Genomic DNA, 24,956 nt, shown 5'->3' with positions numbered 1-24,956 from the left:
ATAGCTTCATGGTTGTATGTCGTGGGCGTGTGTCCGCTAGGCTCATAGTATTGGAATTTGCCTGTATAGCCCTGTTTCTTAGCAAAATATACTAGACTGCGAATGGTAGCTTGTCCATGGGCTCGCAGTGTTTCCCATGACTTTTGTGACTGTTCACCACCACTGATAATGTCAAACAGTTCAAACCCTTCATCATCTGTAATGTAGCCTAAGTTGGCATAATGGCGAATACCAACAACGATACGTTTCCAATCCTCACCCTGCCCCATTCCAGAAGGGATATATCCGACCTTCTCAGCCATTTCCTTTAGTACCTTGAAAGATACAGGGCGCAATTCCTTTTCAAATGAATCATATAGTTCTTGCTGCCGTTTAATATTTTCTTCCTGGACACGTTTTAAGAGGTTGTTAGTGTTAAGTTTGTTATTCTCGTTAACAAGAACAAATTTAGTACCACCACGGACTACCTGGAGTGGGTTTTTAGCTTGTGTATCTACTGGAATACCTAACTTTTTCAAGTCATCGTTTACCGTTTCAATGATGCCTTTCATCTTCAGTTCGTCATTTACAATTTGATCAAGTTGAAATACGAGTCTATAACGATACCCTTTGCCCTCTTTACCGTGAGAAAAGGTATAAAACATTCCTGCTATTCTACTTTTCAACTTTATAAGAATTTCTTTTGGATGAATTTTCATTTCTGTATCATCAATATCAATAGCAAAACAACTTGCTGATATAAAACGAAACCTATTCTCCTTATCTACTTGAGCATGTGAAAGCATGATACTGTGACCGTTTGAAAATAATTCAAGTATTTCTTGTATGGTAAAAGGCTTACTGAATGACCTTTTTAAGTCATTTGTGATTTTTCCCATTTGCTGGCCTTGAGGTTGCGATTTAAACGGGATATGGTGCACCAATACATGATGCTTCGCTGTTAAAGTTGTATTTTCTCTTTCTGCTAAATGCACTATATCCCCTCACTTTCGCTGATACTTTAAATTAGAACGGTAGATCATCATCAGAAATATCTAGTGTTTGCCCATCATCATTACTATTTGTGTTTTTTGAGTCCAAAAACTCTACACTCTCGGCAACAACTTCAGTGACATATACACGCTTACCATCTTGCCCTTCGTAATTTCTTGTTTGTATACGACCTTCAATTCCTACTAAACTACCTTTCTTGCAATATTGCGTTAAAAGTTCTGCTGTTTTTCTCCATGCTTGGCAATTAATAAAGTCCGTTTCATTCTTGTTATATTTTCTAGTTACTGCTAATGTGAAACTCGCTACTGCTGTTCCATCATTTATATTGCGCAATTCTGGATCTTTCGTTAATCGTCCAATCAATACTGAATTGTTCATCATCTATTCACTCCTTAACTAGCTTTGTTTTTTGCTTTTTCTATCCACGCTTCTAATGTTTTCATGTGTTTAGCAATTTGACCTTTTGTTAATTTGGTAGCATCCTTTATTTTCAAGGCTTCAAGAACAGCTTTTCTATCTTGATTTCTCAAATCAGCGAACTTATCAGCCATTGCTAAAAATTCATTTGTATTGTCTGTACTAGCTTCTTCACGGACATAATTTTCAGCTCGTTCCTGAAATGCGTCTGGATCATCTTTGTCGGTTGCTATGTTGAATTGTTTTAAAAGGAAGAATTTTTCGCCGTACGTAAGGCTTTTTCCCACAGCCTTTGAATTGTCCCCTGTGTCTAATCCCATTGAAAAGAATGGAATCTGTATCCTATCTTCTGGATTATCAGCATTGACCCAAGTCATTCTTAAATCTAATGAGATTTCATAGGTAATGACCGCCTTGCCCTTGTTTGTTGTGGTTTCTCGTTCTACCAGGCGTTTATCAACAATTTCTGTAATAAGTAACACGCCTAACTCATCTAGTTTTTGACGTATAGCACCTAATACTTGAGATGAACTAACGTAGTTAAATTGATGACCAGTAGCTTCTTTTTTGAGGTATGTGACGGATTTTCGTACTTCAACCAACTTTTGATGCAGGTTTAGATTTGATCTTTCTTTTAGTTGTTGTCCCATTTGTCCCCTTCCCTTCCGTTTCAGTTAATAGTTCTTCATTTGTCCAACCGTACGCGAGGCGACTAGTCAAGGTGTTATGCTTAATCCCACTGATTTGTGCCCATTCAGCTAATGTTTTTGTAGCTCCTTTAATTTCAATCTTTCTAACATTTCTCTTATTATTATTTTGAGTTTTTCTATCTACCCATCGACAATTTTCAGGAGAATAATTACCGTCATTGTCTATTCTGTCTATCGACAAACCTTCTTTGTAACCGTTAGATAAGGACCAATCTCTAAAGGCTTCAAAATCATGCCTCCATACCTCGGAGACTTCAATTCCTCTGCCCCCGTAATGTTCATAGCCTCTCGTTGTTTCTAGGTAACATCGTCTTCTCATAGCCAACCACACATTGTATAATTTCCTCGGCTCGCAGTTATGAACCGATTTCAATTTATGGAGCTTTTCTTTTCTATGACAACCACAACTAATGGATTTTCCTCTTTTTAAATTGTTTTCATTAACATCTTTTTCGTTACCACAATCACATTTACAGTGCCACATTTTGTATTTTGGGTGGTTAACTCGTTCGATGAGTACCCATCTACCAAATCGATGCCCCTCCAAACTCATTCCACCTCCACGCTAAACTTGGTATCTGCTTGTTTAATAGAAATTCCCTCAACTTTTTGTCCTAATTCATCAACAACAACCCTCTTACCATTTATATCTACGATTTTAAGAGATTTTTTCCACTCTCCCCACATTAATGTTGGCTTGATATAATCGTTCAAATTTGAAGCTTGTACGTGCTTTAAAAGGGTATCTTCATTAACTTTGTCAATTTGCTCACTAGAACTACGAGCCTTTGTTTTGCCGTAAGGTGTACTAATAGTTTTAGCTTTTGGATTTTCAGCTAATTGGTTCGCATGATACTTAGAAATATGAGTTTCGAAAAATTGGAGACTATTATTTATGTCTCGTAACTCCTTTTCTTCCCATTGGTCAATTCTTTCCCGTTCAGCATCTGCTAGTTTAGTAATTTTTCTTTGCTGCGCTTTTAATGCTGAGATTTTTCTAAAAGCCCAGTTAAGGCTATCTATATCAGTAATTGAAAAGCCTTGTTTTTGTTCTTCAATATTTTCAAGCTCTTCTTCATGAAGTGCGTTCATAAGGTAATCCTCCTTTTATACTTTCTGACAATGATTCTTGCTCAATAAGAAATTACAACCGCAAGCACATGCGAATTGCATACGGTCATTCCCTTTTCTTTTATTGCTAAACAGGGTGAATTTACATGATGGACAATACGCTTTAAACATTTCTCCAAGATTTATCATTCTTTATTCACTCCCTAATTTATAAAAAGTTGGAAACACAACTATCATTGTGGTTACTAAGCTTCGGTTTCTTCTATTTCTCCTTCCAGTTTAGAACCGCACATAGGGCAATAATTAGGAATTTGTGTACTTTGACTTGTAAATCCATATCCAAACCTTTCACAATCTCCATTGAATATCCAATGACACCCCATGCATTCTAGTATTGTAAAAGATGTCAACCTATCTTCTTCATCAATTTCATCGTCTTGAATAACTACCTCTAGTTCTTTTTGGAACTTAACTTTTACAGTCGTTTCTTCTGCTTTTTCAGCTAGTCCATGCAAAAACATAAAATCATCTAAATTTAAGTGAACTTTATCAGTTACGCCTACACCTTGATCTTTTGCTGAGTTAACAGCCACACTCATGATTTCATCTAATCGTGTTTCATTTTCCATTTTTCACCCTCCAAATTAACTGAATTGCTATTAAGTCTCCTAAATTAAACAGCTACTTTTTCTGCAAGTTCTTCTTTTAGTATTTCAGCAAATATAGGTGCAACAACTTCACAGAAAGCTTCTGCTTGTCTATCAGTTGAATAGGTTAATATATCTTCATGCCAAAACTCGTCTCCAAATTCCTTTCTTCTTGCTGTATCAGGTAATTCGTGATAAAAAATTGAAGCAAATGCATCGCCAGTGATCTCACCATGACAGCTTTGTATACTATCAAGTTCATCCCATAATTCTCTTGCTTCCTCTGGTGACAGTTCGTTCATCACATATGGTGTGCTACTTCCATTTTCTCTGCGATTTTGAAGGATGCGTTCTTTCATGTTGTTTACAGTCTTTTCAACATCTACAAGATTAGTTTTGTTACTATCATGAATTTTTTTGTATAAATAATGAGTATCTTTACTAAATACACCTATTAAAAATGACTTGAAGCAATTCCCAAACGAACCCCAACGATAAGAAAAATCACCACAATCTGTTTGAGCATTAAATACGCCATCATTACTAATTGAAATTATCGCCCATTGGCAACTCCAGTTGTCTAGCCTAATATCATAACGTTCCATTACTGATTTTGATAATTTATAATCAGACATTACATTCCCTCCTAATCGACTCCATGCTTATTAAGTCGATTAATTATTATTTGATAAACTGTTGAGTCGTTTTTGGTAAATTCAAAACAAGTGCTACAGGTGCACTATGTCGTCTTGATAGTGTAATTCCTTTTCTTTTCTGAATTAAATGATCTATGAGTTCTTCCATGCTCTCTTTTTTATCAAAATCGTAAACGTTAAACGTTCGATCATGTGGACCGCACATGCCTTTATCAGTATCAATGATTGTGTATTCAATACCTTCTGCTACTTCATGTGATGTAGCCACAATGTAATTTTCTTTTTTTGCTTGTACTGTGAACGTGTCAGGATTATTTTCTAAAAAGTAAACTTTATCTCCGACATTTAATTTGGTTAGCGATTCAATCATTTGTACTCTCCTTTCGCTAATCGACTGCGTTACTCTTGAGTTTCATATAATCTATCCAGCAAATTTTGTTCTCCATATTTCTTGAAGTTGTACAATTTCATCGTGATACTCTTTATCTGACGATATTTCTATTACCTTAATTAATGCAGTTTCTTTTGGATGAAAATGTAATGGAGAAGGCTCTATATCTCTGTAACGAATATTTTCAACCATAGCTTTGCTATTAACCTTTGAAACTTGAATAACGTTATCTCTCTTGTTGTAATAGAAAGCAAATTTTGCAGGGAAACTCACCATTTCATTTAGCTTGTAAAACCAATCTATCGAACCGAATTTCATAATGTACCCCCACCTTTTTTAGTAACCACAATACAAATTATGTTTAATTAGCTATTCTTCGCATTTTGACAACGTAGGTATAAGCCTCAACAACCCCACTATATTCATGCTTTTTGTTGGCTCTTTTTGGACTAAATGATAATTGCCATTCTTTCTTGTGATTTGATGTTTTGGCAATTGGAGCTATACATTCCCATCCGTTACGTTCTTTTTCTTGGATTGCCTTCACTAATTCTAGTTTTCTATGACGACGAATAGTTAACTCGGTAAACGCATTGCCATTCCAATTGTTCCTCATAAGCTTTTAATCCAATCAGCTTCATTTTCACTTTGCACGAGCAAGCCCCAACGCTTACAATATTGGTTTTGTGCCTTAATTTGCTCTTTTGAAATGCCAGTTTCATATATTGTGATAACTTGAAGGTCTTCGCGATCAATTGTTAACCCATTGTGTGCAGCCACATGTCTAGGATTCACGATTAACACTCCTTTCGCTAGAAAAGCCTTCAGGGTATCTAGCTTTCAATTTGTTCACATTCATTGTCGCTATATCTTCAAGGGAGAAATTTATCAATCTAGCAAGTTGCGAAATGTACCACAGTTGATCTCCAAGCTCTTTAGCAAGTTCATGTCTATTTAATTCATGATCATGGAAAACAATTTTCTTGATCATATCTAACGCCTCTCCTGCTTCGCCTGCTGCTCCCATACTGTAGTTACACATTGCTTGTGGACCATTTAGTTCTTCATTTGCAGTTCTTGAAGCAAGATCTTGATATTCGTTAAAGCCAAGTTGTTTTTTAAGTCTCAGATTCTCTTTCATTTGGTATTGCAGCGCATCCACTAATTCTTCCATCGCCATCATGTTCCAGTCGTACTTATCTGGACAATCCTCAAGAGTATGTCCGTACTTTTCAATGCCTTTTGCTTCTTGTTGATCTAGCAGTTTATTTATTTTTGCTTTTATTTTCCTCACACTGTCAGCTCCTTTAAAAAAGTGAGTAGTATTTAATGCCGTTTAGTTGAAATGATTTTTCATGTGGGAAGATATTGCAATCTCTTGTTGTGGTTTGTATGTTCAAGTTGTTTTCTTCTACTAATCTCGTAAAAACATCTTGATCAAGATGAACCCTTGAATCCTCATATATGTTGAAGATGCCTAGCTTTTTTGCTGTTATAACAGCCTTAGAATGTTCTTCCAATGTGTGGATATTCACGCTACCCCTCCACTAAGTCAAAGTCATAGTGCTCCATTATGTACTTCGCTAAGTTGCATTTAAGGATTAAATTACCGTTGTTCGGATCTAGCCACACTCTTTCACCTGAGAAGATTTCTTCATCGTAAATGTCTCTTTTGGGTTGTTCTTCAAGTTGTGGGTAGCCTGTTCGTTCGGTTCTTGTTATTGATGGATGTTGCATTGTTTGACCTCCTTATAACGTAATCAATGTTCTAAAAGAACACACAAACCGCTAAAAAATGCCAGGTATTAACTCCCCGACCGTTGTATCTAAAGCATCAGCTATATCCAAAAGTAGATACAGACTAGCGTTCTTCTGACCGTTTTCAATTTTACAGATATGACCAACTGAAACCCCTACAATTTCAGCAAGTTGCTGTTGTGTTAAATCCTTTTTTTTTCGAAAAATCGCTATTTCATTTCTCAATTAAAAGGCCTCCTGTTCTATCGTGTTCTTTAAGAACATTTTAATATACCTATCCATGTTCTGCAAGTGATTATATAAAATTATTTTATTTTTAAGTTAAATGTGTTCTAAAAGTACAACTTTTCTGATACACTATTGTTATTAATTGAGCATTCAGGAGGAATGTATTGTGTTAAGTGGTGATAGAATAAGAAAACTTCGTAATGCCCGTGGGTATTCATTACGTGATATGGCTGTAATATTAGAGATGACGCCATCACACATTTCAAAAATAGAAAGAAATGAACGTGGCACTTCAGTAGAAATGCTAGATGTTATTTCAAAACATTTTAAAGTGACAGTTGACTATTTGATGGGAAAAGTTGATGACCCTCAATTAACAGTTGAAACAAAAATCAAAATTGAAGAAGAAACGAAAGAATTGTATGACATATTAGAAAAACTTCCCCCAGAACGAAGAAAAGAAATAATGGATAAAGTCTTAACTTATGTAAAAATAGAGCACCCTGATCTATAAACTCGCTGAGGCTACCTCAAAACGGCAGCTTCAGCTTCTTTTATTTCTTTGACTAATTCAATTGCTTTGCTGTTATCTTTGTGGCTATCCGTCACAATTGCTGCTATATATTTCATTGTTTCAATGTTTATTACTTCGTTATTTTGTCCCATAGAATATTACCCCTTTTATATTTTTATTTTCTGCTTTTAAATATAGAATCTGTCGAACCTATACAATCCTCAAATGCAGTATGCCGCCACTTATCTTGATCCATTAATTCAAACGCTTTAGCTGAGATTTCGTCTAACTCTGTATCTATTTTTTTATTTGGGAATTTAATAACCTTTGCGCTTTTTTTGTTCATGTCTTGAAGTGACATTGCCATGTGAAGCAACTCCTCTTGTTATTTTTTTATAATATTTGCCATTTTCTTGCACTAATCAGATTTTGGCAAATCTCCCAAAAACACGGAAAGACGCAACCCTTTTAAAGGCTACGTCTTTCTTTATAACGAATTTTTGATATTAGGTTTTAATCTCCTGGGACTGGTTCATCTGCCGAGCCGCCACTAAAGTGAACAATTTCAATTTTAGGATTTTTTATTAATAAATTTGCAGTTTTATCACTTTCGTCCGCTGATGTACTTGTTGGACTTAGAAGTAATGAGAATCCAATAGTCGCTATTAATGCTGTTTTTTTAAACACCTCGTCCACCTACCTTTTTAGTATCGTAATAACCGTTAATTGCTATTTCTCTTTCTCCTAGTTTAAGAAGTTGGTCTCTTGGGAGGATTCCGTATAAACGGTCTCCTCTTTCGTTGATATACGTAATTAATGATTCCCAAAAATATGTTACATCGTTTGTAGCTAACCCTTTTATATACTCACGCAAAGGATTCTTTCCTTTTGAAATATCTAAATCATTAAGGATTTTTAAACCGTCTGTTTGCTTATTGTTTAAAATTAGCCACAAAGCTTTATTTTGTTGATGTTTAATTGTATCAAACGAAATATCAATACCGTGAAATATTTTGATAAAATCAATTTTCTCAAGGATAGTCATGGCGATATCATGTTCCTCAATTTCTAGATAAATGTCCACGCTCTTTTGTAAATACTCAATTGCTTTGTTAGAGCTTGTTTTATCATGAAAATATGATAATCCAATTGTTAAATTAGCGTATGCAACAAACCTTCTACCAACAGGATTCTCTTTTGACTCAATAGCAAGAGTTCTCGCTTTTTCGAAATCACAGATATTATGTAAATATACAGCCTGTAATCGTTGATTAAGTCTCATTCCAAAAGAGAACCTTAGGTAGTTAGTTTCTAATTCCTCAATCGAAACCCTCACTTCTGTAACAGCATCTAAAATTTTATGATACTTCCCAGAATCGTGGTAATAAAGCATTATTAACAAAGATCTAAATGTTTTCATTTCATCGGTCTTTGGTTTACATTTTATTATTTCTTCATACCACTCTTCTAAAGCAATGTTATTTCTTTTCCTTTTTAACCTTAAGGAGTAAAGTTCGGCAAATTCATCTAACTTATTCTCCCAATTAGCTAGTTTAAAAGCTTTATCGCACAACATTTGGGATTCATCAAGTTGATTATGTGTATCAGAATATTCCATTGCGCATTTGATATTTTTAGGTTGTCTTATCCCTTGAATATAGATTAACATCAATTCTTTTTCTTTGGAAGGTTCTGTTAGAACACATATACGCCTGACTATGCGTAATATTTTCTCAAAACTACTCTCCCCTCCATTTTTCAACTTTGAAAATATCGAGCTATCAACATTACAAAAATCAGCTATATCTTGTTTCACTAAATTATATTTTTCGATTGTTTCGTTGAGCACTTCTCCAAATCTATTGATGTTAGGTTTTGTTTTTGTATTAGAGGTCAATGTGCGTCCCCCCCCCCTTAAAATATAAAAAGCTAATCCTATGCCTACTCGCAAAAGGATTAGCTCTATATCCACCTCAAAAATAATGGAAAAACCGTCCAATTTTTGATAGTATAATAGAGTATCCTATCCTTTAGCGAGCGTAGGATACACCCCCTCACCTTTTCGTCGTGGTTAAGGTGAGGGATTATTTTTTTATGAACATTCCGACTTTTATACTTATTAATCTACTAATTTTTTTCAGTTTATGCAATATATGTTTTGAAATTTAGGCACGTTAATCGTGACTAATGCCTTATCTTACTCTATTAAAATTTAGACACCTAGATACGAAGGACGGTATCACGCATGAACGGCATTCATTGTAGACTAAATGAGATTCTTGAAGAATTAGATTTGTCATTATATCGAATTGCACTCGATAGTGGTATTCGAAAAAGTACAATCTCTGATCTAGTCAACAATCGAATGAAAGGCATTCGTATGAGCACCCTGTTTGAACTCATTCAGACACTTAATCAATTTGCAACCGAAAAAGGTATTGATAAAAAATACGACGTTGGCGATCTATTTTACTACGAAGAGCAAGATATAGATAGCTAATTTTTTTACTCAAAGAATCGAACGTCTGTTCTTATTCTAACACTTACCTTGTTCGTTTTCTAGCAAAAAATACAAATTTTGTTATACTTTCATCATACCACCTGTAAATAAATTTACAAATTATTTTTTGTGCGAATTTGGAATATTAATACAGCGCTAGATTCCCATTCAATTAACTTGCTATAATCCCTTTATTTCACAATTGATTAGTTTGAAATTATGCTAGCATATTTACTTGCAAAAAATCTTTGGGCATGAGACGTGATTCTGCACGCCCTACACCCTAAATGCTCCCAAATACTCTCGTTTTCGTAATAAAAAATGAATATACTTATATTTTGGGTTTCGTTGTTGAAACCTTGCTATACCAATGTTTGTAGGCTTAAAAAAGTTTGAAGGGCACGCAACTTAAGTGCTTACATAGAGCTTAACATCTTTAAACATCTTTGGGGAGGACTAAAATTTTAGTCCCCATAGGGGTATACTATGGGCTTAATCCTAGGCTCATAAGTTGTAGGACATGGGGATACCGCACAAAAAAGCCATTGGCACTAGGCTCACGGCTTCTTTGGTTCAAAACTCGTCACGGTAGGTTATGTTCTATTACATAATGGTTATCTATCAAAATAGCATTGTCATTTTTTAATCTATCGTGCTATGATTATTAAAAGAGAAAAAATTTTACATAAAAAAAAACAAAAATAAAAGCCTGCCCCTACAGCGACCAAACTTTAGGGCAGACCATCATCATTTATATCTAAATTGTATCTAAGTTTAGGCATTTTTGCAACAGGAAAACTATGCTTTTTCATGTTTTCTTTTGTCATATCATGCAAATTTAGGTTATTAAATTTATAGATGGCTAACGGCAGGCTTTTCCAAATGAAGGGAGAGTCTTTTTTGTATGGAAAATAATAGACTGGAAATAATGTGGGGCACACCAATACTTGATGAAGGTTTTACAGCAATACCAAATTTAATAATACGCAGCTATAGAAAATTAGGAATAACCCATGCAGAGTATGGATTTATTTCAATACTTCTCACATACAAACATGATGCACGAGATCCTTATCCTAGCCAAGATACAATTTGTGATCATTTAGGTGTAAAACGTCATGCTATTACTAAAATGATTAATTCTCTGTTGGATAAAAAACTAATTGAAGTTGGGCAAAGGTTTAATGACAAAGGAGAATTCCAAAGTAACATTTATAACTTTAAACCATTGGTTGATAAGTGTTTACAGTTGGTTGGAGAAAGTAGATTGCCTGATCCAAAGCCAAAAGAACGAATTGCATGGAGAAAAAATCAACCGTGTGAACCTCAAGTTAACACGGACCGTGTAAACCAAAAGTTAACACGGTCGTGTAAACCTCAAGTTAACACTAAAAAGAAAATATCTAAAAATAAAAATCTTATTAAAAATAAAAATCTATCTATCAGTGAACAGATCTATGAATTAGATGTACCCTCCCCTATCAAGAATGTACTAAACCGAAATACCGATAGATTGATAGATGATTCTATAAATGTGATTAAAATTGAGGAACATTATAAAGCCAACATAGATCGTTGTAACGAATACATATATGCTGATGCTCTTGAATTTTCACTAGAAAAAACACCTGGTAAGATAAAGAACATAAAAGCTAGGTTGAATAATGCAGTTAAAAAGCGTATTGAATTACAAAATGTATCTCAGCAAAAATCTGTAAGTGCTCCAATTAGAAAAGAGATTGTTCCAGATTGGCATGGAATAGAGCAGCAAAATGATATGAATGATAGCTTTACTGATGAAGATATTAACCTTTTGAAAAAACTTGCTGATAAAGGGAATAAAGATGCTATTAATAAATTGGAAGATATATTCAGACAATAATTTTAAAAAAAGGAGTGAACTACATGCCACACAGGATAACACTTTCTGCTAAAGCCACTAGTGAACTAAGGAAAATAAAAAAAAATTCATATGCTTTTGATATACAAGATTGTGGGGCTCCTTTTTCCCCTAGTTCTTTGCCTGTAAGTGAATGTATTGAATACACGGTTTTCATAAATAAAGAACAATTGAAAAAACTAATGATTGATAAAGAGGAGTTTCGTAATCACAATTTGTTTATTGAAGGCGAACCTACTTTAAACATACCTATGGACTTGTGTCCTGGGGAAATAGGTGTAATATGTACAGAGATTCATATAGTAGAGCCACATAAAGGTAAACATATCGATGTTCCAAAAGAAACTCAAGGTTTTTGTGTTTTAAGCGAAATTACTATTTCAGATTCTTTTCGAAACAGTAACCCACAAGAACGAAAATTATTAGAAAGGTTTGACTATATAGATAAACATGGAACAATAGATGAGCCGATTGTAATAAATAAAGAAACAAAATCTCTTGAAGATGGATATACTCGTTATCTTGCTGCCAAAGAAAGAAAGATAAAAAAAGTTCCTGTGAAATATAGCTAATATTCTAGAAGGAAATATAAAATTAATAGCGAATAAATAAAAGAAGAAGCGAAGAATTGAATATTAGAATATTTAAAACAACGTTTATTCGATAAATTGGAGGTGAGGAAATGGCTGTAACAATAACGATGGGTATACAAAAAGGTGGATCTGGGAAGTCAACAACAACGGGGATTCTAGCACATTTGTTAAGCAAAGATTTTAAAGTTTTAGCAATAGATATGGACTCGCAAGGTAACTTAACTGAGCTACTAACACAAATCCCATCGAATGAATTTGTGGGTAGATCTATACTTGAAGCTATGCAAAAAAATACAACGTCTAATTTTATATTTGAAGTAAATGACAACCTAGATATATTGCCAGCGAATAATTTCTTGGCCACATTTCCTAGATGGATTTATACTGGACAAACTTATTTAGGGGAAAGTCAACCTTACAAGGGGAACCCTAGTCTAATCTTAGATAAACTTCTTGACGAGGTAAGAGATCACTATGATTTTATAGTTGTAGATACAGCTCCATCATTATCTGAGCAAACAACAAATGCACTATGTGCTTCTGAGTATGTTGTAGTTATGTATGAGTGCTCTAACTGGTGTTATTCAGCAATACCTAATTTCATGGACTCAGTTGATGCAGCGAATCAAATTGGAAACAGGAATACTAGTGTACTAGGAATATTGCGAACTATGAATGATGTCCGTCGATCAGATGCTAAAGCATTTAATGAATTGATTGCAGAGGACTACCCTGAATTAGTTTTTAACACAATTATTACTCGTAAAGCTCAAACAGGTCGCTTATCTGTTCACGGATTTGAGGACAACAAAGAATTAAGTCAAGCTTTAATACAATATCAAGAATTTTATAAGGAGTTGATTGAACGTGTCAAAAATAGATGAAATCAAAGAAAAAAAACGTCAACAAAGAACAATTACACCTTCAATGGTTTTGAGCAAAAGTGTAGAAGGAAACCAAGAAGAAAACAACGTAGAAATAAAAGAAGAAACGAAGATTGAAAGGAAGAGAGTTTCCTTCGACTTAAGAACTGATTTACACAAAAAAGTGAAAATGAAAGCTCTATTAGAAGAAAGAAATATTTATTTAATTATAGAAGACGCACTTGAAAAATATTTAACCGATAACAATAATAACCAATAACTTATCTTAGGAGGTTTGTTATGACTCACAGTAATGTGAAAAGGCTATCACCGAAAACAAAAGTGTTAAGAGAGCTATATTTAAAATCAGGAAATCAATGCGCTTTTCCTGGATGTACACAATTGTTGATAGATAAAGATGGAAATTTTATTGGTCAAGTGTGTCATATTGAAGCAGCTATGCCAGGTGGACCGAGATTCAATCCCAAGCAAACAGACGAAGAGAGAAGAGCTTATTCTAACTTGATGTTACTTTGTTATGAACATCATATAGTCACTGATGATGTTAAAAAATATTCAGTTTCGGTTTTAAAAAACATGAAGAAAAAACATGAAAAAAAATATACAGATATTGTATCAAAGATTCAAGAATCAATCAGTGATATAACTGAATCACAATATTCTACATTAGCCAAAAACTGTAAAGGAATTAATAAGGAATTAGACTGGGGGCATAACCAGAAAGAATTATATGAAATAACTAAAGATGTTAACGAATGGGCTAGTGAGTTGGCAAAACTTCCATATGATACACGGCGTGTCTTTCAAATTATGTTACACCGATCTAGTGCCACTGGAACAGGGCCAGTAATTTTGGCAAGCGAATTGAGAAGTGTGGTCAGTGATCCAAGCCAGATTAGAGACCACTATGAAATATTAGTCAGATATGGTTTTGTCTCAGAAATGGATTATGACTATAATTTGGAGGCTGAGGTTGTTCCCATTGAATCATGTGATAATGGATGGGATTTCTGGGGAGATTTAAAGGAGTATTGCAACATTACCGAATTTACTCTTGAAGATTTTATTATGGATATTAATTTCGAAGGATTAGATGGTTAACATAAAATTTTTATATAATGATTTGTGTGTTAAAAGCATCTGTAAAAGAAGTAATAAACGTTGGAAGAAACGAAGGTGTGAAGGTAGAAAGAAATATTAATTTAATCATTGAAGCAGCACTTGAAAAATATTTAGATGAAAATTAACAATCTTATTTCACATAAATTGGAGGTGTAATGTTGACACACGAAGTTCCTAAAAGATTATCGCCCAAGAAAGAAGTGTTAAGAGAACTTTATTTAAAATCAGGAAATCAATGTGCTTTTCCTGGTTGTACAGAATTCATAATGGATATGGATGGAGAAATTATTGGTCAAATATGTCATATTGAAGCAGCTATGCCAGGAGGTCAGAGGTTTAATACCAGTCAAGAAAATGAGGATAGAAGAGATTTTCCCAATTTGATATTACTTTGCCCCAAACATCACAAGATTACTGATAATGTTGATAAATATTCTGTCCAGGATCTAAAAGATATGAAGAAAGAACATGAACAGAAATTTTCTGACATCGTATCCAAACTACAAAATTCCATCAAGGATCATACTGTGTTACAAAATTATAGTTATACAGAGTGTTGTAAAAAACTAAGTGATCAACTTGGTTTTGGCCATAGTGAAGAACAACTAAAAGAAGATTCTAAGGTACTTAATAAACTTGTTGATCAATTAAGAAAGCTCGCTCCAGATAGCTTAAATTTGTTTGCTATAATGATTCAACGTTCTGATCCCATGCCTAATAGTCTAGATTATTGTGGTGAGGTCATTATAAAAGAAATTACTCAAGCTACAGGTGAAAGTTTTAATGTAATCGCTGATCATTGTGTTTTATTAGAAAAATACGGTTTAACTACTTCAATAGATTGGGATGAAGATGTACGTACACACGTGCTTAGGATCAAAACCATCCACGGTGTTTGGGATTTTTGGAACGACCTAACAAAATATTGCAAAATGACTGATATCCCCTTAGAAGAATTCGTTGTTAATTTGAATTTTGCGAAATTGGATTAAATATAAAGAAGAAATAAACGTTGAAACATTAGTTTATTTCTTCTTTTGTTTATTCGTTTATATATTCTTGTTTTGTTCTAGCAAGAACATAGAAGCTTTCAATTTTTTGACCTCTTATCAAACCCTTGTTTAATCATGTTTTAAATAGTAGGAATAATTTTCAGCCTTGATAAATATGATTTATTAAGATCAAATTTTACGAAAGGCTGTGAAAAGTTATGAAATACTCTGATGATGAGTTTAAACTAATGAAAGATGCTTTGGATTTATCTAAAGGAGAAGTTGTGAAAACAGCTATTTGGTTACAACAAACGAGGTTACCACATCATACACTTGGCTCTGTAACTAGAACTTTGTATCGCATTAGAAAAGATAATTCTCCAAAAGGTGATAATAAAGTTGTTCACCCAGTGTGATGATGAGAAGAAAAGAATAAACGTTTATTCCTTTGTTTCTTCTCTTTAAAATATCCATGCCATCAATATCAGGATGCCAATTGCTTTTATGGCGTCCTTTTCTTCTTTTGAAAAGAACGAATCCACTACTTCATAAGAATTTGTGCCCTTCACTTTCCGCACCTTAAACGACCGTGACTTTAATTCCTCCTCCTTCGCTTCGGAATGTTCTTGTTCCGGGAGAAACCTTCCTAACTCGTCTCTTGTCCGTTCGCTCGATCTTCGTTTCCGTTTCGGTTGTTCGTTCAACAGTTTTGTTAATACGGCTTTCTCTTCGCTCGTCAACATAGACGTCCTCACTCCTCTTCTCTTCTTTTTTTAGCTCCCTCTCCATCCACAACTGGCTAAAATCCTGTTCCCACATGGGGGAGGGAGGAGGGACGTCTGATTTCATGTGCTGCTTAATGATGTCTTGAAATGGTTCTGAAAAAGTTGAAGTGAATAAAGCAAGCCTAATTATTTGGTTACGGTCAAGGTCTGTAGCCTGAAAAAGCGCATCTACATAACTACGAAACGTATCGTCATATCTAACGGTTGGTCTATACATCAGACGTCCTCCTTTTCATTGATAGACGTCCCTCCCTTTTTAAACGGACGTCCTTCCTCTCAGGTTGATTTATAGCCTTTTCTAGTGTCATTGCATTACCTCCTTAATTCAGACGTCTTGTAAGCGTCTTAGTAAAGTCTATTTAGCACGGCTTGTCCACTATGCATGAAATATCAACCGATTAGGGTTTAAATTTCGGAAAAACTGTCAAGCCTGTGAAAAGGAGGTGTTTAAGGATGTTTAAGCCTAAAACGAAATTAGGAAAGTGGTTAGATAAAAGGGGAATAAGTAATACTTGGTTGCAAAAAAATAGTGGGTTAGGAAAGAGTACGATAACGGATCTGACTTTCAGGGGAAAACATTCGCCTACACAAAGAACTATGAGCAAGGTTCTAAAGGCACTTAGGAAAATTGATCCTAACGTTAAATCAAATGATTTTTGGGATATGTAATAAAGGACTGTATTTTAACTACAGCCCTTTACTTTTTTCCTAGCTAATTACGAAAAAGCTCTAAATATGACTTGGGAAAGCACGTGCAAAAAAATCCACGACATGCTAAACGCAAACCCTTCTGAAGTCTTTTCAAACTTCATAGAAATCCCCCCTTTTTTTCTAGCTACTACATAACATCAAATGAGCTACTGTTTTCTTTTAAAAAAAGTTTTAAAAAATAGAAATGATCATTTCTTGCAATACACTGTACCTTCTGTTTTGCGATATTATAAGAGTCTAGGGGGAATTTTTTTGTTTTTCAAAAGCTCTCAGACGAAATTATCTTTTTTTCTTGTGTGTTATGTATAGATAAATGCAAAAAAAGAACCTCTACTCCGAAGAGTAGAGGCTATAGTTATGCTAATGCCATGTAAATTAAGTTATGTACTCCCTAACCTTTTGGTGCAGCTAGGGAGTTCGTGATAGTCAATCGTGGTGTATTTTATATTATGCAATTACTTATTGAGTGTATTCACTAAATTAAAGAACCTATACAACATTATTGTCTGCTGCGCTCTTGTACAAGGCTCATTCAATCGTTCACCATTTGAAATGCCGTTTTCTTTCGCCCATTCCAAAGCTTTTGCAAGTTCATGAGCGTAATCATCTTTCTGCTCAAATGGAGCAACATACCCATGTCCAATGTGAGAGCAAAACGCTTTAACAACTGATTCAGCGTAATCTTTCCAGTCGTTTAATAACTGCTGCACATCATCCTTTTTAGAATCTGCAAAGCCGTATTCGACAATTGTTGTATTAACTGATCCTGTTTCACGGTGCATGTAGTAATAATCTTTCTTTCGATCATATGGTAATGTTCGTGTGAATACTCGTCTTAAATTTTGCCCTACTTTATTAATTGCATCTGCAAGCATAACAGCTAATTTATCATTAGCATATATTGAGTGAATTGTTTCTACACCGTCACCGCCTCCAGCGTTAATGTGGTTAGAAATACAATACTCAGCTCCACTATCACGAACAATTTTAGTTCGCTTTGATGAATCTAAGTAAACATCTTTATCCCTCGTTAAAGTAACTGGAACACCTAATTGTTTAAACCTTTCATATTGGTACAGTGAGATTTTTAACACCAGGTCTTTTTCTTTCCAATATTGATTAGATCCTCCTCCTGAATCTTTACCGCCATGACCAGGATCAATTATAAGAATCGGTTTCATTATTTATCACCTCTAAAGCCTTTATGTTTAGTTGTTGGATTATTAATAATCCCTAACAAAACTAATATCCCAAGAATCGCATCAACGTAAGTGTTGTAGTGCTCAGGTGTGATTTGCAAACCCAAATCTTGAATAATCATTAATCCCAATGCTGCAACTGCCACCCATAAACCGTAATTTTTATATCTATTCATTTTAAATTCCTCCTTGTATTAGTAATCCTAAAACAGCCATTATGATAGCTCCGATGATCAACCTAATAATCCACGTTGTATTATTTTTAATAGAAGATAAGGTTTCTTTAATATCCTTAATGTTTGACTCTGCTACTGCTAACCGTTGCTCAACCTTATTCATTCTTTTTTCCATACTTGCTAATCGTTGCTCCATCATTTGACCTCCCTTTAAATAGTTTAGAACAATATAAAAAGCCCTATGGTTGGGCTTAATCGACACAATGGGTATTTTGTTTACTATCGTTTTATTTCTGCATCAATTTGATTAAGCTCTTGTTTGAGCTTAGTTATTAAAGTTGGTTGAGCATTTCCGAATGTTGCTTCAAGCTGAAAGCCCCCAACTTCATAAATTTCTGTTACTTCAGTTAAACGGGCATCCATCGTTACACCCCAATCCTTATTCTGAATTGTAACGATGTCGCCTAAGTCGTAGTCTTTTTCATAAACAAATGGAGAATGTGTGAGTATTTGCCCCTCAAGAAATTGTTCTTGCAAGAATTCCTGAAGCTTCTGCTTTCCACGATCTGACAAGGCTTGTATAACTTCTGATTCTGGTATTGGTTGTTCATTTTCATCAACCTCTGCAACATCACGAGCATCAATAAATGTTTCAATGCGATCAAGGTCTTGCAAGTCCCCTATTTCCACAACACGCCTGTCCACTCCCTCGCCTTGTCCAGCAACATATGCTAAATTGCGATAATTAAACTCACTTTCAGTAAATTGTAATGATTTAAGAGAATCAAAGTCAGGGCTAAATATCACAGGTGGGTTTTCTGTTTGATTGACTGTTAAATCACGTCCCTCATGTACATCAAAGAGCCATTTCTTTTTCTCTAAATCAAGATGTACACTCCAACCGATGCCAGTTGTATATGAAATGGCAGCCAGTTCCTCGGATAAATTTTTGAAACGTGACTGCCATGTTATACTTTGCCCTCTATTCAAATTATCAGCTAACTCAAGCATTGATATATTTCTGTTAGAATCATCAGGGTTAACAACGTTTCTTTCCACATAATGCTTCATCACTGTTTCAGCATCACCGCTTTTATTATCGTACGCTGTATGAATTGGTGGTAGTGTAATTCTTTGGCTAACAATACCTTTCAGCTCTAACCCTCGAATAACCCATGTTTCCGATTGTTTACCATTTTCATCAATTCCAATCTGACGATGCTTGATAATTCCTACCTTATGAATATCTGATCCAAGAAGAATAAGGTTATCTTTTAGTAGTTTGTCAGTGTGCTGTTTGTGACGATTGATGTGTAACTCGAATTCACCTACATTGTGGAATCTTCGAGTGAATATAAGGCTCTCATAATCATCTATTTCAGCTAGTAATTGCATGTCTGAAGTTAGTATTCGTATTGGTTTTATAACCATCACCCCATAAAAAATACGCCCTGTTAGGCGTTTGATTCTTCATTAAGTTGCGCTTCTATTGCTTCTATCATTTCTTCTTCACTAGCAACAAAAGGTAGTTTGTTTTTCATAAAACGAAAATTTCTCTCTTCTCCATCTATAATAGCAACTATTCTACGTGCATGATAATGCTCTTCCACTGCTCTAGTTGACTGTCCTAAAATAGGATTTTTAAACTGTATTTTCGATTCTTTTAATATAATCATTGTAGCACCTCTTCAAATTCTGTAGTTTCTTTTAATTCTTGAACTTCAAATATATATGTTTCACCAAGCCAACTCTCGCCAATCTCACGTTCTACACCCTTGATGTGCCAGTCTTGAACATTATCATCATTACGAGTGCCAATCACTAGAGCCTTGTATGTTCCTGCTTTTTCGCACGTAACTTTTAATTTGTCACCTTCAACTACTCCGAATGCTCTACCAAAGTGCATGTGTGGATTAACCCACACATCGACATTTACGTTTAAGTGTTCGAAGTAATCTGGTAATTGCATTTCGACCGTTTGACCATCTTCCAACGCTTCTATTGTGTACCGATATAAAGTGTCACCTGCTGTTGGTGACTCTACTGCACCATGTCTTATTACATGCGTAGCTTTCTTATTTGGATGTGGATGTGGTATAACAAAGTTCTTTGTACCTGCAACCGAAAAATTACCTGCAACTTCTATTTCTCTAACACCAATCACATTAGAGGGTACACCTATCATACCTACATAATTATTTAAGGACTCTGACTGATTCCCTATCGCAAATGAAAACGAATCTTCGGTATGTGCCTCGTAACCTATAGCTAGTGAAAATCCTTTTACTACTCTCGCCTTAGCCCCAATTGCTACCGAGTAATATTCTTCATTTCTAGCTTCATCACCAATTGCTACTGAGTAATAATGTTTATTGGTAGCACTCTTACCTATTGCTACCGAGTTCTTATTTTCATTGATAGTTTTATCCCCTATTGCTATTCCTGAATCACCTGAATTGTTTGCATCTTTCCCTATTGCTATACCACTACCACTTGTAGTGCTTGCATTATCCCCTAATGCTATGCCATAATTACCCAAACTGGCACTCGCCAAATACCCGATTGCAATGCCATTAGGACTTTGATTGTATGCCTTATAACCCATTGCTATGCCATAGCTATTTACAACGGAAGCCTCTTTCCCTATTGCCACGGCTGCAGTAGAAATATTGTTGGTGTCTTCTCCTATTGCTATGCCATATGAAGCTGAAGCAATTGAATTCTGTCCTAGTGCTACTTTTGAGTCGATAAGCTTATCATTCACTTGTTTAACTGCATTTGGAGTTGCTGCTTTAGTAGTGCTTGTGCTAGTTATTGAATTATCTAACTGAACAATACCTTTTACACTTGTAGTCGCATCTGGTGGATCTGATATATCAAGTTGCTCTTGAGGAACTTTACCAACGGCATTCAATTCGGCAATCCCGTTTGGTTGTCCTATTGATAAAACCAACTCCGACAAAGCTTCATCGTCAAAGTTAGGTAGAATATTACTTCCTGCCCACGGACAAATATCTTCAGTACCTCTTTCATCTGTAACATCATCAGGATTGATGTAGGTCTGACCACCAATAACTTTCACTTGTGCAAGGCTAATTTCATACACTGTTTCATCTTGTTGTAAATCTGGAGGTACAGGATCGGTGGAAGCAACACCCTTTTTTATAAAACTTTTTACATACCTTGCATCTGTATTTTCATCCAATCTAACTACGATTCTATCAATTCTATCCTTGCCTAAAGACTCTGTGTCATGAGCAAGAGGAATAGTTGAATCATTCAAGTAATATCTTCCTTCTACAAAAGATATACCAGACTCAACTTCTGTAATCATGTTCGCACCGTTTGCTAATACTGCTAATTCATTTGCGAAGCCTTTCATAACACCTGTTGTTATTAGTGCGTAGAAAAAATTTGTGAACTGTTGGGCGTTGTATTCTCGATCTGGAAGACCGTTTTCATCTTCAATAGGATCAAAGAAACTATATTTTTCTGCCACAATCACACCCCCAAATATCTGTTTTTGTATTCAATATAAACTTCAGGCTTTCCACCTTCAGTAATAAAATTAATTTTGTTTTCTCCGACCTCTAATTGAAAAAATTCTGAGGCTAAATCCATATATCCATTTGCATTAGTCGTAACTCCATCAGGTGCAATAATTTCTATTGTTTTATTGCCGAATGCTGTATTAATAACTAAAGTGTAATCCTTTGGAATACTCCTATTAATTTGAATAAATTTCCCTGTGGTCTGATTTGTAATTTTAGGGTTAATAGACTCACCACGAAAAGTAATTTTCACAGGAGTAGGGACATGTCCTTCATTGACTAGTACTCTTGAATCACCCCTTGTGGCAAATCGTACAGGAAAACTAAACGGAAAACGAAAACTTGATACAAAGTCCTCTAATTTAATGTTTGTGGGATTGACATCACACCAAAAAGGATCAGGGCAAATTAGATCAACAACAGCAACCTGATAATTATGTGTTCGACTATCTCCGCTAGGGTAAATAGGGACATGCTCGCTCACAGCAACAATTTCCCTTACAATTCGTGAGTTTTCGTATCGCAGGATGCCTTTTCCTAAAGTGGGATTAAAAACACTTGATAAATATTCCCGTTTCTCCGATATATCAGATTCATTTGTTCCTACTATACTGATTTCTATTGGAATAAAACGACTTTCTAGTTCACTATCAATATAGGTTGTGCCGTGTTGAAATGGTGACTTTTGTGTTTGCGTTACACTCTCTACATCGCCCAACCCCTCGATCATGGACAAAACAAAAGGAGCTATATTTTTCAGCTCCACGCTTTGCCCTCTTGAATTTGTAAAAGTTACTGTTTGCACAAAATTATCACCTCAATTCTAACGCTAGGAGTCTTGATGCCTGAAGAGTTTGTCTTTTAATGTTGTTAGGTGTTAATGGTTCAGGGCTGTTTATCGTAATATTTTGTGTGACTCCACCACCTCGACCTAACATATCCATTGTTTCTTTGTTGGTTTTAATACTTGTTCCTCTTGGGAGATTTGCTATTTCAGGCCCTTCTTCACCCACTAGCGCAAGCCCTCCTGGATGAAAATTTGTGCCTTTGGCGTATGCAGGTAACCCATTACCACTACTTGTGTAATTAGTATTTACAGTAATATTTTTGTCTTCTACATCTTCGTCATTCCATCTAGTCAACCAATCCCAAGCGTCTTTTACTACTCCAACAATTCCTTCAAAAACACTTATTAACCCTTCCGCTATTATTATGACTGTGTCAAACGCAGTTTCTATGATGCTAGCAATCAAAGGGAAATGTGGTTCAACGAAATCCCAAAGAGCTTCTAATACTGGAAGTAAAAAATCTTCAAAAATGCCCCACACGATTTCAACAACATCTTTTATAACACCAAATACTGAGTCAAATATTGATTGTATTTGTGGCAACCTATCCGAAACCATTTGATATAACGACTCTAAAATTGGCAGCAAGTTCTCTTTGAAAAATCCCCATAATTTATCGACCACACGCTTGATAGCCTCAAATGCAGTCGAAAAGGTATCTTTAATAGTTGGAATTTTACTTTTTACCCAATCAAACATATCTTTCCAAATCGGAAGAACGTTGTCTTTAATAAACTCCCACAGGACTTCAATTACCTCTTTTATCCGTTCAAAAGCATCTTCAAAGATAGCTTTCACTTCAGGAAAAATACTTTCCACATCTTCGGCTGTCTGCTGAAATATCGGTAAAATGTTATCTTTGAAAAAGTCATGAACAACTGTTATTACTGCATCTATCGCATTAAAAGCATCTTCGAAAAATGCTTGTATGGCAGGTACTTGATCATTTACCCAATCAAGCAAAGATTGAAAGACTGGCATCAACTGAAGCCCTACAGTCATAAATACTTTGGAAAGAGTATCTTTCGCTTTTTCCCATCCTTTTTTAAACTCTTCAGCTTTTTTTAAATCTTCCTCGCTAATGATGCTGGCATTATCTTTCATATTTTTTAGTTCTTCAGCCGTCATATTTAAAACAGGAACTAACTCTTCTCCAGTTGTGGAAAGTAGTGCTGAAGCAATGGCGTTTCTCTGCGTTACATCCTCCATACCTTGTAAGGCTGTAATAGTTTCATTGAATATTTGCTCTTGGCTTTTCAGTTGACCACCTGTGTTAGTTACTTGAATACCAAGCATTCCAAATAGTTCTGCACCTTCCCCAACACCATTGGCTGCATCCATTGCTTTTTCACCTAATGCTGCCAAATCTCCACTAGCCTGTTCTGCTGAATATCCAAAGTTTTTCATAACAAAATCCCACTCTTGAAAACTTTCTGTAGACATCCCCGTCACTTGAGCGAATTTATTTATTTCTGATGCAGCATCTAACGTCTTTCCTACAAGTGTAGTTATTGCAGCTCCTGCTATACCAATTCCTGCTGCCATAGCTCCACCAGCCACTTTTAAAGCTTTTCCTGTTTTCTTACCTGTACTTTCGACCTTACCCATTCCATCATCAGCTTTTTTTAATCCATCTGAAAATCCTTTATCATCGAGTTCGAGGCTATATGAGTATGTAGACATATCAATCGTTGCCACTTAACCATCACTTCCTTTGTAACCTGTGAAGTTTCTCAACCTCGACACATCAGGATCTTTTCGAGAAAGAACTTTCTCTTTTTTGTACATTTCTTGCCCCTCTTTAGTAGAAAGTACATCTATCAACTTAAAATATTTTAATTGACTCAAATACACTCCATAAGGGAGTTTCATAATTTCAAAATGACCTCGCCCACTCTTGGCAACTAGGTAATTAATCATATCCATTCCATCTATTTGATAATCCCCCGATTCATCACTATTAATTAAGAATCGAGGGATTTGGAGTTTGGGTTTGATTCAATTTTCCTAATATGGTTTCCGAATTCTTGAATCACAATAAGCAAGGATTGATGACTAAACTTTTTTATATCTTCTATACGTACATCTTTTGATTCATCAAGTTTTAAAATATCTAATGTTATTGCATGAAGCTTTTCTATCGCCTTTGCAGCATCTTTGATTTTTACCATTTCATTGTGATGATGATGCAATTTCAGTGTTAACTCTGTAGGCACGTCATAAGGTATCTTATAATCCTCTCCATAAAGCCCTTTAAATACCAAAGGTTCGCCATACAGTACGCTAAAATCTACAACATTACTCATTTAT

40 protein-coding genes are annotated in these 24,956 nt (G+C 35.1%); 10 read left to right on the top strand and 30 right to left on the bottom strand.

The features are described from left to right. The 15 genes from SLH52_RS22260 to SLH52_RS22190 form a co-directional block, all read right to left on the bottom strand. Positions 1–974 (bottom strand): hypothetical protein (locus SLH52_RS22260; protein WP_320211403.1); only part of this gene is annotated, 974 nt, incomplete at its 3' end. 31 nt (positions 975–1,005) lie between these two features. Then, positions 1,006–1,374 (bottom strand): single-stranded DNA-binding protein, encoded by a 369-nt coding sequence (locus tag SLH52_RS22255; protein WP_320211402.1) that lies wholly within the window; start codon positions 1,372–1,374, stop codon positions 1,006–1,008. 11 nt (positions 1,375–1,385) lie between these two features. Continuing rightward, entirely contained in the window at positions 1,386–2,060 is a 675-nt protein-coding gene (locus SLH52_RS22250) for an ERF family protein (RefSeq protein ID WP_320211401.1), read from the bottom strand. Beyond that, complete coding sequence (locus SLH52_RS22245; RefSeq protein WP_320211400.1) at positions 2,005–2,673, bottom strand: hypothetical protein; 669 nt, start codon at positions 2,671–2,673, stop codon at positions 2,005–2,007. Before SLH52_RS22245 ends, SLH52_RS22250 begins: the two co-directional genes overlap by 56 nt. Continuing rightward, entirely contained in the window at positions 2,670–3,212 is a 543-nt protein-coding gene (locus tag SLH52_RS22240) for a host-nuclease inhibitor Gam family protein (protein ID WP_320211399.1), read from the bottom strand. Before SLH52_RS22240 ends, SLH52_RS22245 begins: the two co-directional genes overlap by 4 nt. A 224-nt stretch (positions 3,213–3,436) precedes the next feature. Then, a complete protein-coding gene (locus SLH52_RS22235; RefSeq protein ID WP_320211398.1) occupies positions 3,437–3,820 on the bottom strand; it encodes a hypothetical protein in 384 nt (127 codons plus the stop codon). Between the two features lie 44 nt (positions 3,821–3,864). Then, entirely contained in the window at positions 3,865–4,473 is a 609-nt protein-coding gene (locus tag SLH52_RS22230) for a hypothetical protein (protein WP_320211397.1), read from the bottom strand. Between the two features lie 46 nt (positions 4,474–4,519). Continuing rightward, positions 4,520–4,864, bottom strand: a complete 345-nt coding sequence (locus tag SLH52_RS22225; protein WP_320211396.1) for a hypothetical protein — start codon at positions 4,862–4,864, stop codon at positions 4,520–4,522. A 51-nt stretch (positions 4,865–4,915) separates the two neighbouring features. Continuing rightward, the gene (locus SLH52_RS22220; RefSeq protein WP_320211395.1) at positions 4,916–5,203 is read right to left on the bottom strand and encodes a hypothetical protein; all 288 of its coding nucleotides are present in this window, start codon (positions 5,201–5,203) and stop codon (positions 4,916–4,918) included. A 43-nt stretch (positions 5,204–5,246) separates the two neighbouring features. After that, complete coding sequence (locus SLH52_RS22215; RefSeq protein ID WP_320211394.1) at positions 5,247–5,501, bottom strand: hypothetical protein; 255 nt, start codon at positions 5,499–5,501, stop codon at positions 5,247–5,249. After that, positions 5,498–5,680, bottom strand: a complete 183-nt coding sequence (locus SLH52_RS22210) for a hypothetical protein (protein ID WP_320211393.1) — start codon at positions 5,678–5,680, stop codon at positions 5,498–5,500. The genes SLH52_RS22215 and SLH52_RS22210 overlap by 4 nt, the downstream gene beginning before the upstream one ends. Next, positions 5,670–6,026, bottom strand: a complete 357-nt coding sequence (locus SLH52_RS22205) for a nucleoside triphosphate pyrophosphohydrolase family protein (RefSeq protein WP_320211404.1) — start codon at positions 6,024–6,026, stop codon at positions 5,670–5,672. The genes SLH52_RS22210 and SLH52_RS22205 overlap by 11 nt, the downstream gene beginning before the upstream one ends. Before the next feature lie 166 nt (positions 6,027–6,192). Further along, positions 6,193–6,420: a hypothetical protein gene (locus SLH52_RS22200; protein WP_320211392.1), complete on the bottom strand. Its 228-nt coding sequence runs from the start codon at positions 6,418–6,420 to the stop codon at positions 6,193–6,195. Position 6,421: 1 nt separating this feature from the next. Beyond that, on the bottom strand, positions 6,422–6,622 hold the full coding sequence (locus SLH52_RS22195) for a YqaI family protein (RefSeq protein ID WP_320211391.1): 201 nt from the start codon (positions 6,620–6,622) through the stop codon (positions 6,422–6,424). A gap of 51 nt (positions 6,623–6,673) precedes the next feature. Next, positions 6,674–6,868: a helix-turn-helix transcriptional regulator gene (locus SLH52_RS22190; protein ID WP_320211390.1), complete on the bottom strand. Its 195-nt coding sequence runs from the start codon at positions 6,866–6,868 to the stop codon at positions 6,674–6,676. Between the two features lie 169 nt (positions 6,869–7,037). On the opposite strand from SLH52_RS22190, the gene SLH52_RS22185 reads away from it, so the two are divergent. Further along, positions 7,038–7,385, top strand: a complete 348-nt coding sequence (locus SLH52_RS22185; RefSeq protein WP_320211389.1) for a helix-turn-helix transcriptional regulator — start codon at positions 7,038–7,040, stop codon at positions 7,383–7,385. A gap of 11 nt (positions 7,386–7,396) precedes the next feature. Here SLH52_RS22185 and SLH52_RS22180 read toward each other — a convergent pair whose 3' ends face one another. The 4 genes from SLH52_RS22180 to SLH52_RS22165 form a co-directional block, all read right to left on the bottom strand. Then, on the bottom strand, positions 7,397–7,537 hold the full coding sequence (locus SLH52_RS22180; protein WP_320211388.1) for a hypothetical protein: 141 nt from the start codon (positions 7,535–7,537) through the stop codon (positions 7,397–7,399). Positions 7,538–7,560: 23 nt separating this feature from the next. Next, a complete protein-coding gene (locus tag SLH52_RS22175) occupies positions 7,561–7,752 on the bottom strand; it encodes a hypothetical protein (RefSeq protein WP_320211387.1) in 192 nt (63 codons plus the stop codon). Between the two features lie 146 nt (positions 7,753–7,898). Beyond that, positions 7,899–8,072 (bottom strand): hypothetical protein, encoded by a 174-nt coding sequence (locus SLH52_RS22170; protein ID WP_320211386.1) that lies wholly within the window; start codon positions 8,070–8,072, stop codon positions 7,899–7,901. Then, positions 8,065–9,357: an AimR family lysis-lysogeny pheromone receptor gene (locus tag SLH52_RS22165; protein ID WP_320211385.1), complete on the bottom strand. Its 1,293-nt coding sequence runs from the start codon at positions 9,355–9,357 to the stop codon at positions 8,065–8,067. The genes SLH52_RS22170 and SLH52_RS22165 overlap by 8 nt, the downstream gene beginning before the upstream one ends. 273 nt (positions 9,358–9,630) lie before the next feature. Between SLH52_RS22165 and SLH52_RS22160 the strand changes: the two genes are divergently transcribed. The 8 genes from SLH52_RS22160 (at position 9,631) to SLH52_RS22125 (ending at position 15,792) form a co-directional block, all read left to right on the top strand. Beyond that, on the top strand, positions 9,631–9,885 hold the full coding sequence (locus SLH52_RS22160; protein WP_320211384.1) for a helix-turn-helix transcriptional regulator: 255 nt from the start codon (positions 9,631–9,633) through the stop codon (positions 9,883–9,885). A 904-nt stretch (positions 9,886–10,789) separates the two neighbouring features. Beyond that, positions 10,790–11,767: a helix-turn-helix domain-containing protein gene (locus SLH52_RS22155; RefSeq protein ID WP_320211383.1), complete on the top strand. Its 978-nt coding sequence runs from the start codon at positions 10,790–10,792 to the stop codon at positions 11,765–11,767. Positions 11,768–11,790: 23 nt separating this feature from the next. After that, positions 11,791–12,357, top strand: coding sequence for a plasmid stabilization protein (locus SLH52_RS22150; RefSeq protein WP_320211382.1), 567 nt, complete (start codon positions 11,791–11,793; stop codon positions 12,355–12,357). A 110-nt stretch (positions 12,358–12,467) separates the two neighbouring features. Continuing rightward, complete coding sequence (locus tag SLH52_RS22145; protein ID WP_320211381.1) at positions 12,468–13,262, top strand: ParA family protein; 795 nt, start codon at positions 12,468–12,470, stop codon at positions 13,260–13,262. Continuing rightward, positions 13,246–13,521 carry a hypothetical protein gene (locus tag SLH52_RS22140; protein ID WP_320211380.1) on the top strand — a complete coding sequence of 92 codons (276 nt, stop codon included), beginning with the start codon at positions 13,246–13,248 and terminating at the stop codon, positions 13,519–13,521. Before SLH52_RS22145 ends, SLH52_RS22140 begins: the two co-directional genes overlap by 17 nt. 20 nt (positions 13,522–13,541) lie before the next feature. Beyond that, complete coding sequence (locus SLH52_RS22135) at positions 13,542–14,363, top strand: hypothetical protein (protein ID WP_320211379.1); 822 nt, start codon at positions 13,542–13,544, stop codon at positions 14,361–14,363. Positions 14,364–14,542: 179 nt separating this feature from the next. Beyond that, positions 14,543–15,376: a hypothetical protein gene (locus SLH52_RS22130; protein WP_320211378.1), complete on the top strand. Its 834-nt coding sequence runs from the start codon at positions 14,543–14,545 to the stop codon at positions 15,374–15,376. A 248-nt stretch (positions 15,377–15,624) separates the two neighbouring features. After that, entirely contained in the window at positions 15,625–15,792 is a 168-nt protein-coding gene (locus SLH52_RS22125; protein ID WP_320211377.1) for a hypothetical protein, read from the top strand. A gap of 45 nt (positions 15,793–15,837) precedes the next feature. Here SLH52_RS22125 and SLH52_RS22120 read toward each other — a convergent pair whose 3' ends face one another. Beyond that, positions 15,838–16,119: a hypothetical protein gene (locus tag SLH52_RS22120; protein WP_320211376.1), complete on the bottom strand. Its 282-nt coding sequence runs from the start codon at positions 16,117–16,119 to the stop codon at positions 15,838–15,840. Between the two features lie 495 nt (positions 16,120–16,614). Between SLH52_RS22120 and SLH52_RS22115 the strand changes: the two genes are divergently transcribed. After that, the gene (locus SLH52_RS22115; protein WP_320211375.1) at positions 16,615–16,830 is read left to right on the top strand and encodes a helix-turn-helix transcriptional regulator; all 216 of its coding nucleotides are present in this window, start codon (positions 16,615–16,617) and stop codon (positions 16,828–16,830) included. 497 nt (positions 16,831–17,327) lie between these two features. On the opposite strand, the gene SLH52_RS22110 is transcribed toward SLH52_RS22115, so the two are convergent. The 10 genes from SLH52_RS22110 to SLH52_RS22065 all read right to left on the bottom strand — a co-directional run bounded on the left by SLH52_RS22110 (position 17,328) and on the right by SLH52_RS22065 (position 24,952). Then, positions 17,328–18,053, bottom strand: coding sequence for an N-acetylmuramoyl-L-alanine amidase (locus SLH52_RS22110; RefSeq protein WP_320211374.1), 726 nt, complete (start codon positions 18,051–18,053; stop codon positions 17,328–17,330). Further along, positions 18,053–18,247: a holin gene (locus SLH52_RS22105; RefSeq protein ID WP_320211373.1), complete on the bottom strand. Its 195-nt coding sequence runs from the start codon at positions 18,245–18,247 to the stop codon at positions 18,053–18,055. Before SLH52_RS22105 ends, SLH52_RS22110 begins: the two co-directional genes overlap by 1 nt. A gap of 1 nt (position 18,248) precedes the next feature. After that, positions 18,249–18,443 carry a hemolysin XhlA family protein gene (locus SLH52_RS22100; protein ID WP_320211372.1) on the bottom strand — a complete coding sequence of 65 codons (195 nt, stop codon included), beginning with the start codon at positions 18,441–18,443 and terminating at the stop codon, positions 18,249–18,251. An 83-nt stretch (positions 18,444–18,526) separates the two neighbouring features. After that, positions 18,527–19,678, bottom strand: a complete 1,152-nt coding sequence (locus tag SLH52_RS22095; RefSeq protein ID WP_320211371.1) for a siphovirus ReqiPepy6 Gp37-like family protein — start codon at positions 19,676–19,678, stop codon at positions 18,527–18,529. A gap of 23 nt (positions 19,679–19,701) precedes the next feature. After that, positions 19,702–19,923 carry a hypothetical protein gene (locus tag SLH52_RS22090; RefSeq protein WP_320211370.1) on the bottom strand — a complete coding sequence of 74 codons (222 nt, stop codon included), beginning with the start codon at positions 19,921–19,923 and terminating at the stop codon, positions 19,702–19,704. After that, positions 19,920–21,746 (bottom strand): tail fiber protein, encoded by a 1,827-nt coding sequence (locus SLH52_RS22085; protein ID WP_320211369.1) that lies wholly within the window; start codon positions 21,744–21,746, stop codon positions 19,920–19,922. Before SLH52_RS22085 ends, SLH52_RS22090 begins: the two co-directional genes overlap by 4 nt. Before the next feature lie 2 nt (positions 21,747–21,748). Beyond that, a complete protein-coding gene (locus SLH52_RS22080) occupies positions 21,749–22,603 on the bottom strand; it encodes a phage tail family protein (RefSeq protein WP_320211368.1) in 855 nt (284 codons plus the stop codon). 7 nt (positions 22,604–22,610) lie between these two features. Continuing rightward, positions 22,611–24,344, bottom strand: coding sequence for a hypothetical protein (locus SLH52_RS22075; RefSeq protein ID WP_320211367.1), 1,734 nt, complete (start codon positions 24,342–24,344; stop codon positions 22,611–22,613). Then, positions 24,345–24,566 (bottom strand): hypothetical protein, encoded by a 222-nt coding sequence (locus tag SLH52_RS22070; RefSeq protein ID WP_320211366.1) that lies wholly within the window; start codon positions 24,564–24,566, stop codon positions 24,345–24,347. It abuts the gene before it with no gap. 44 nt (positions 24,567–24,610) lie between these two features. Further along, positions 24,611–24,952, bottom strand: a complete 342-nt coding sequence (locus SLH52_RS22065) for a hypothetical protein (protein WP_320211365.1) — start codon at positions 24,950–24,952, stop codon at positions 24,611–24,613. Between the last annotated feature and the right edge of the window lie 4 nt (positions 24,953–24,956).

The sequence above is a fragment of the Cytobacillus sp. IB215665 genome, assembly GCF_033963835.1.
Lineage (GTDB): Bacteria > Bacillota > Bacilli > Bacillales > SM2101 > Nanhaiella.
The sequence above is the reverse complement of the archived record's forward strand: the minus strand, read 5'-3'. Positions and strand labels throughout refer to the sequence as shown.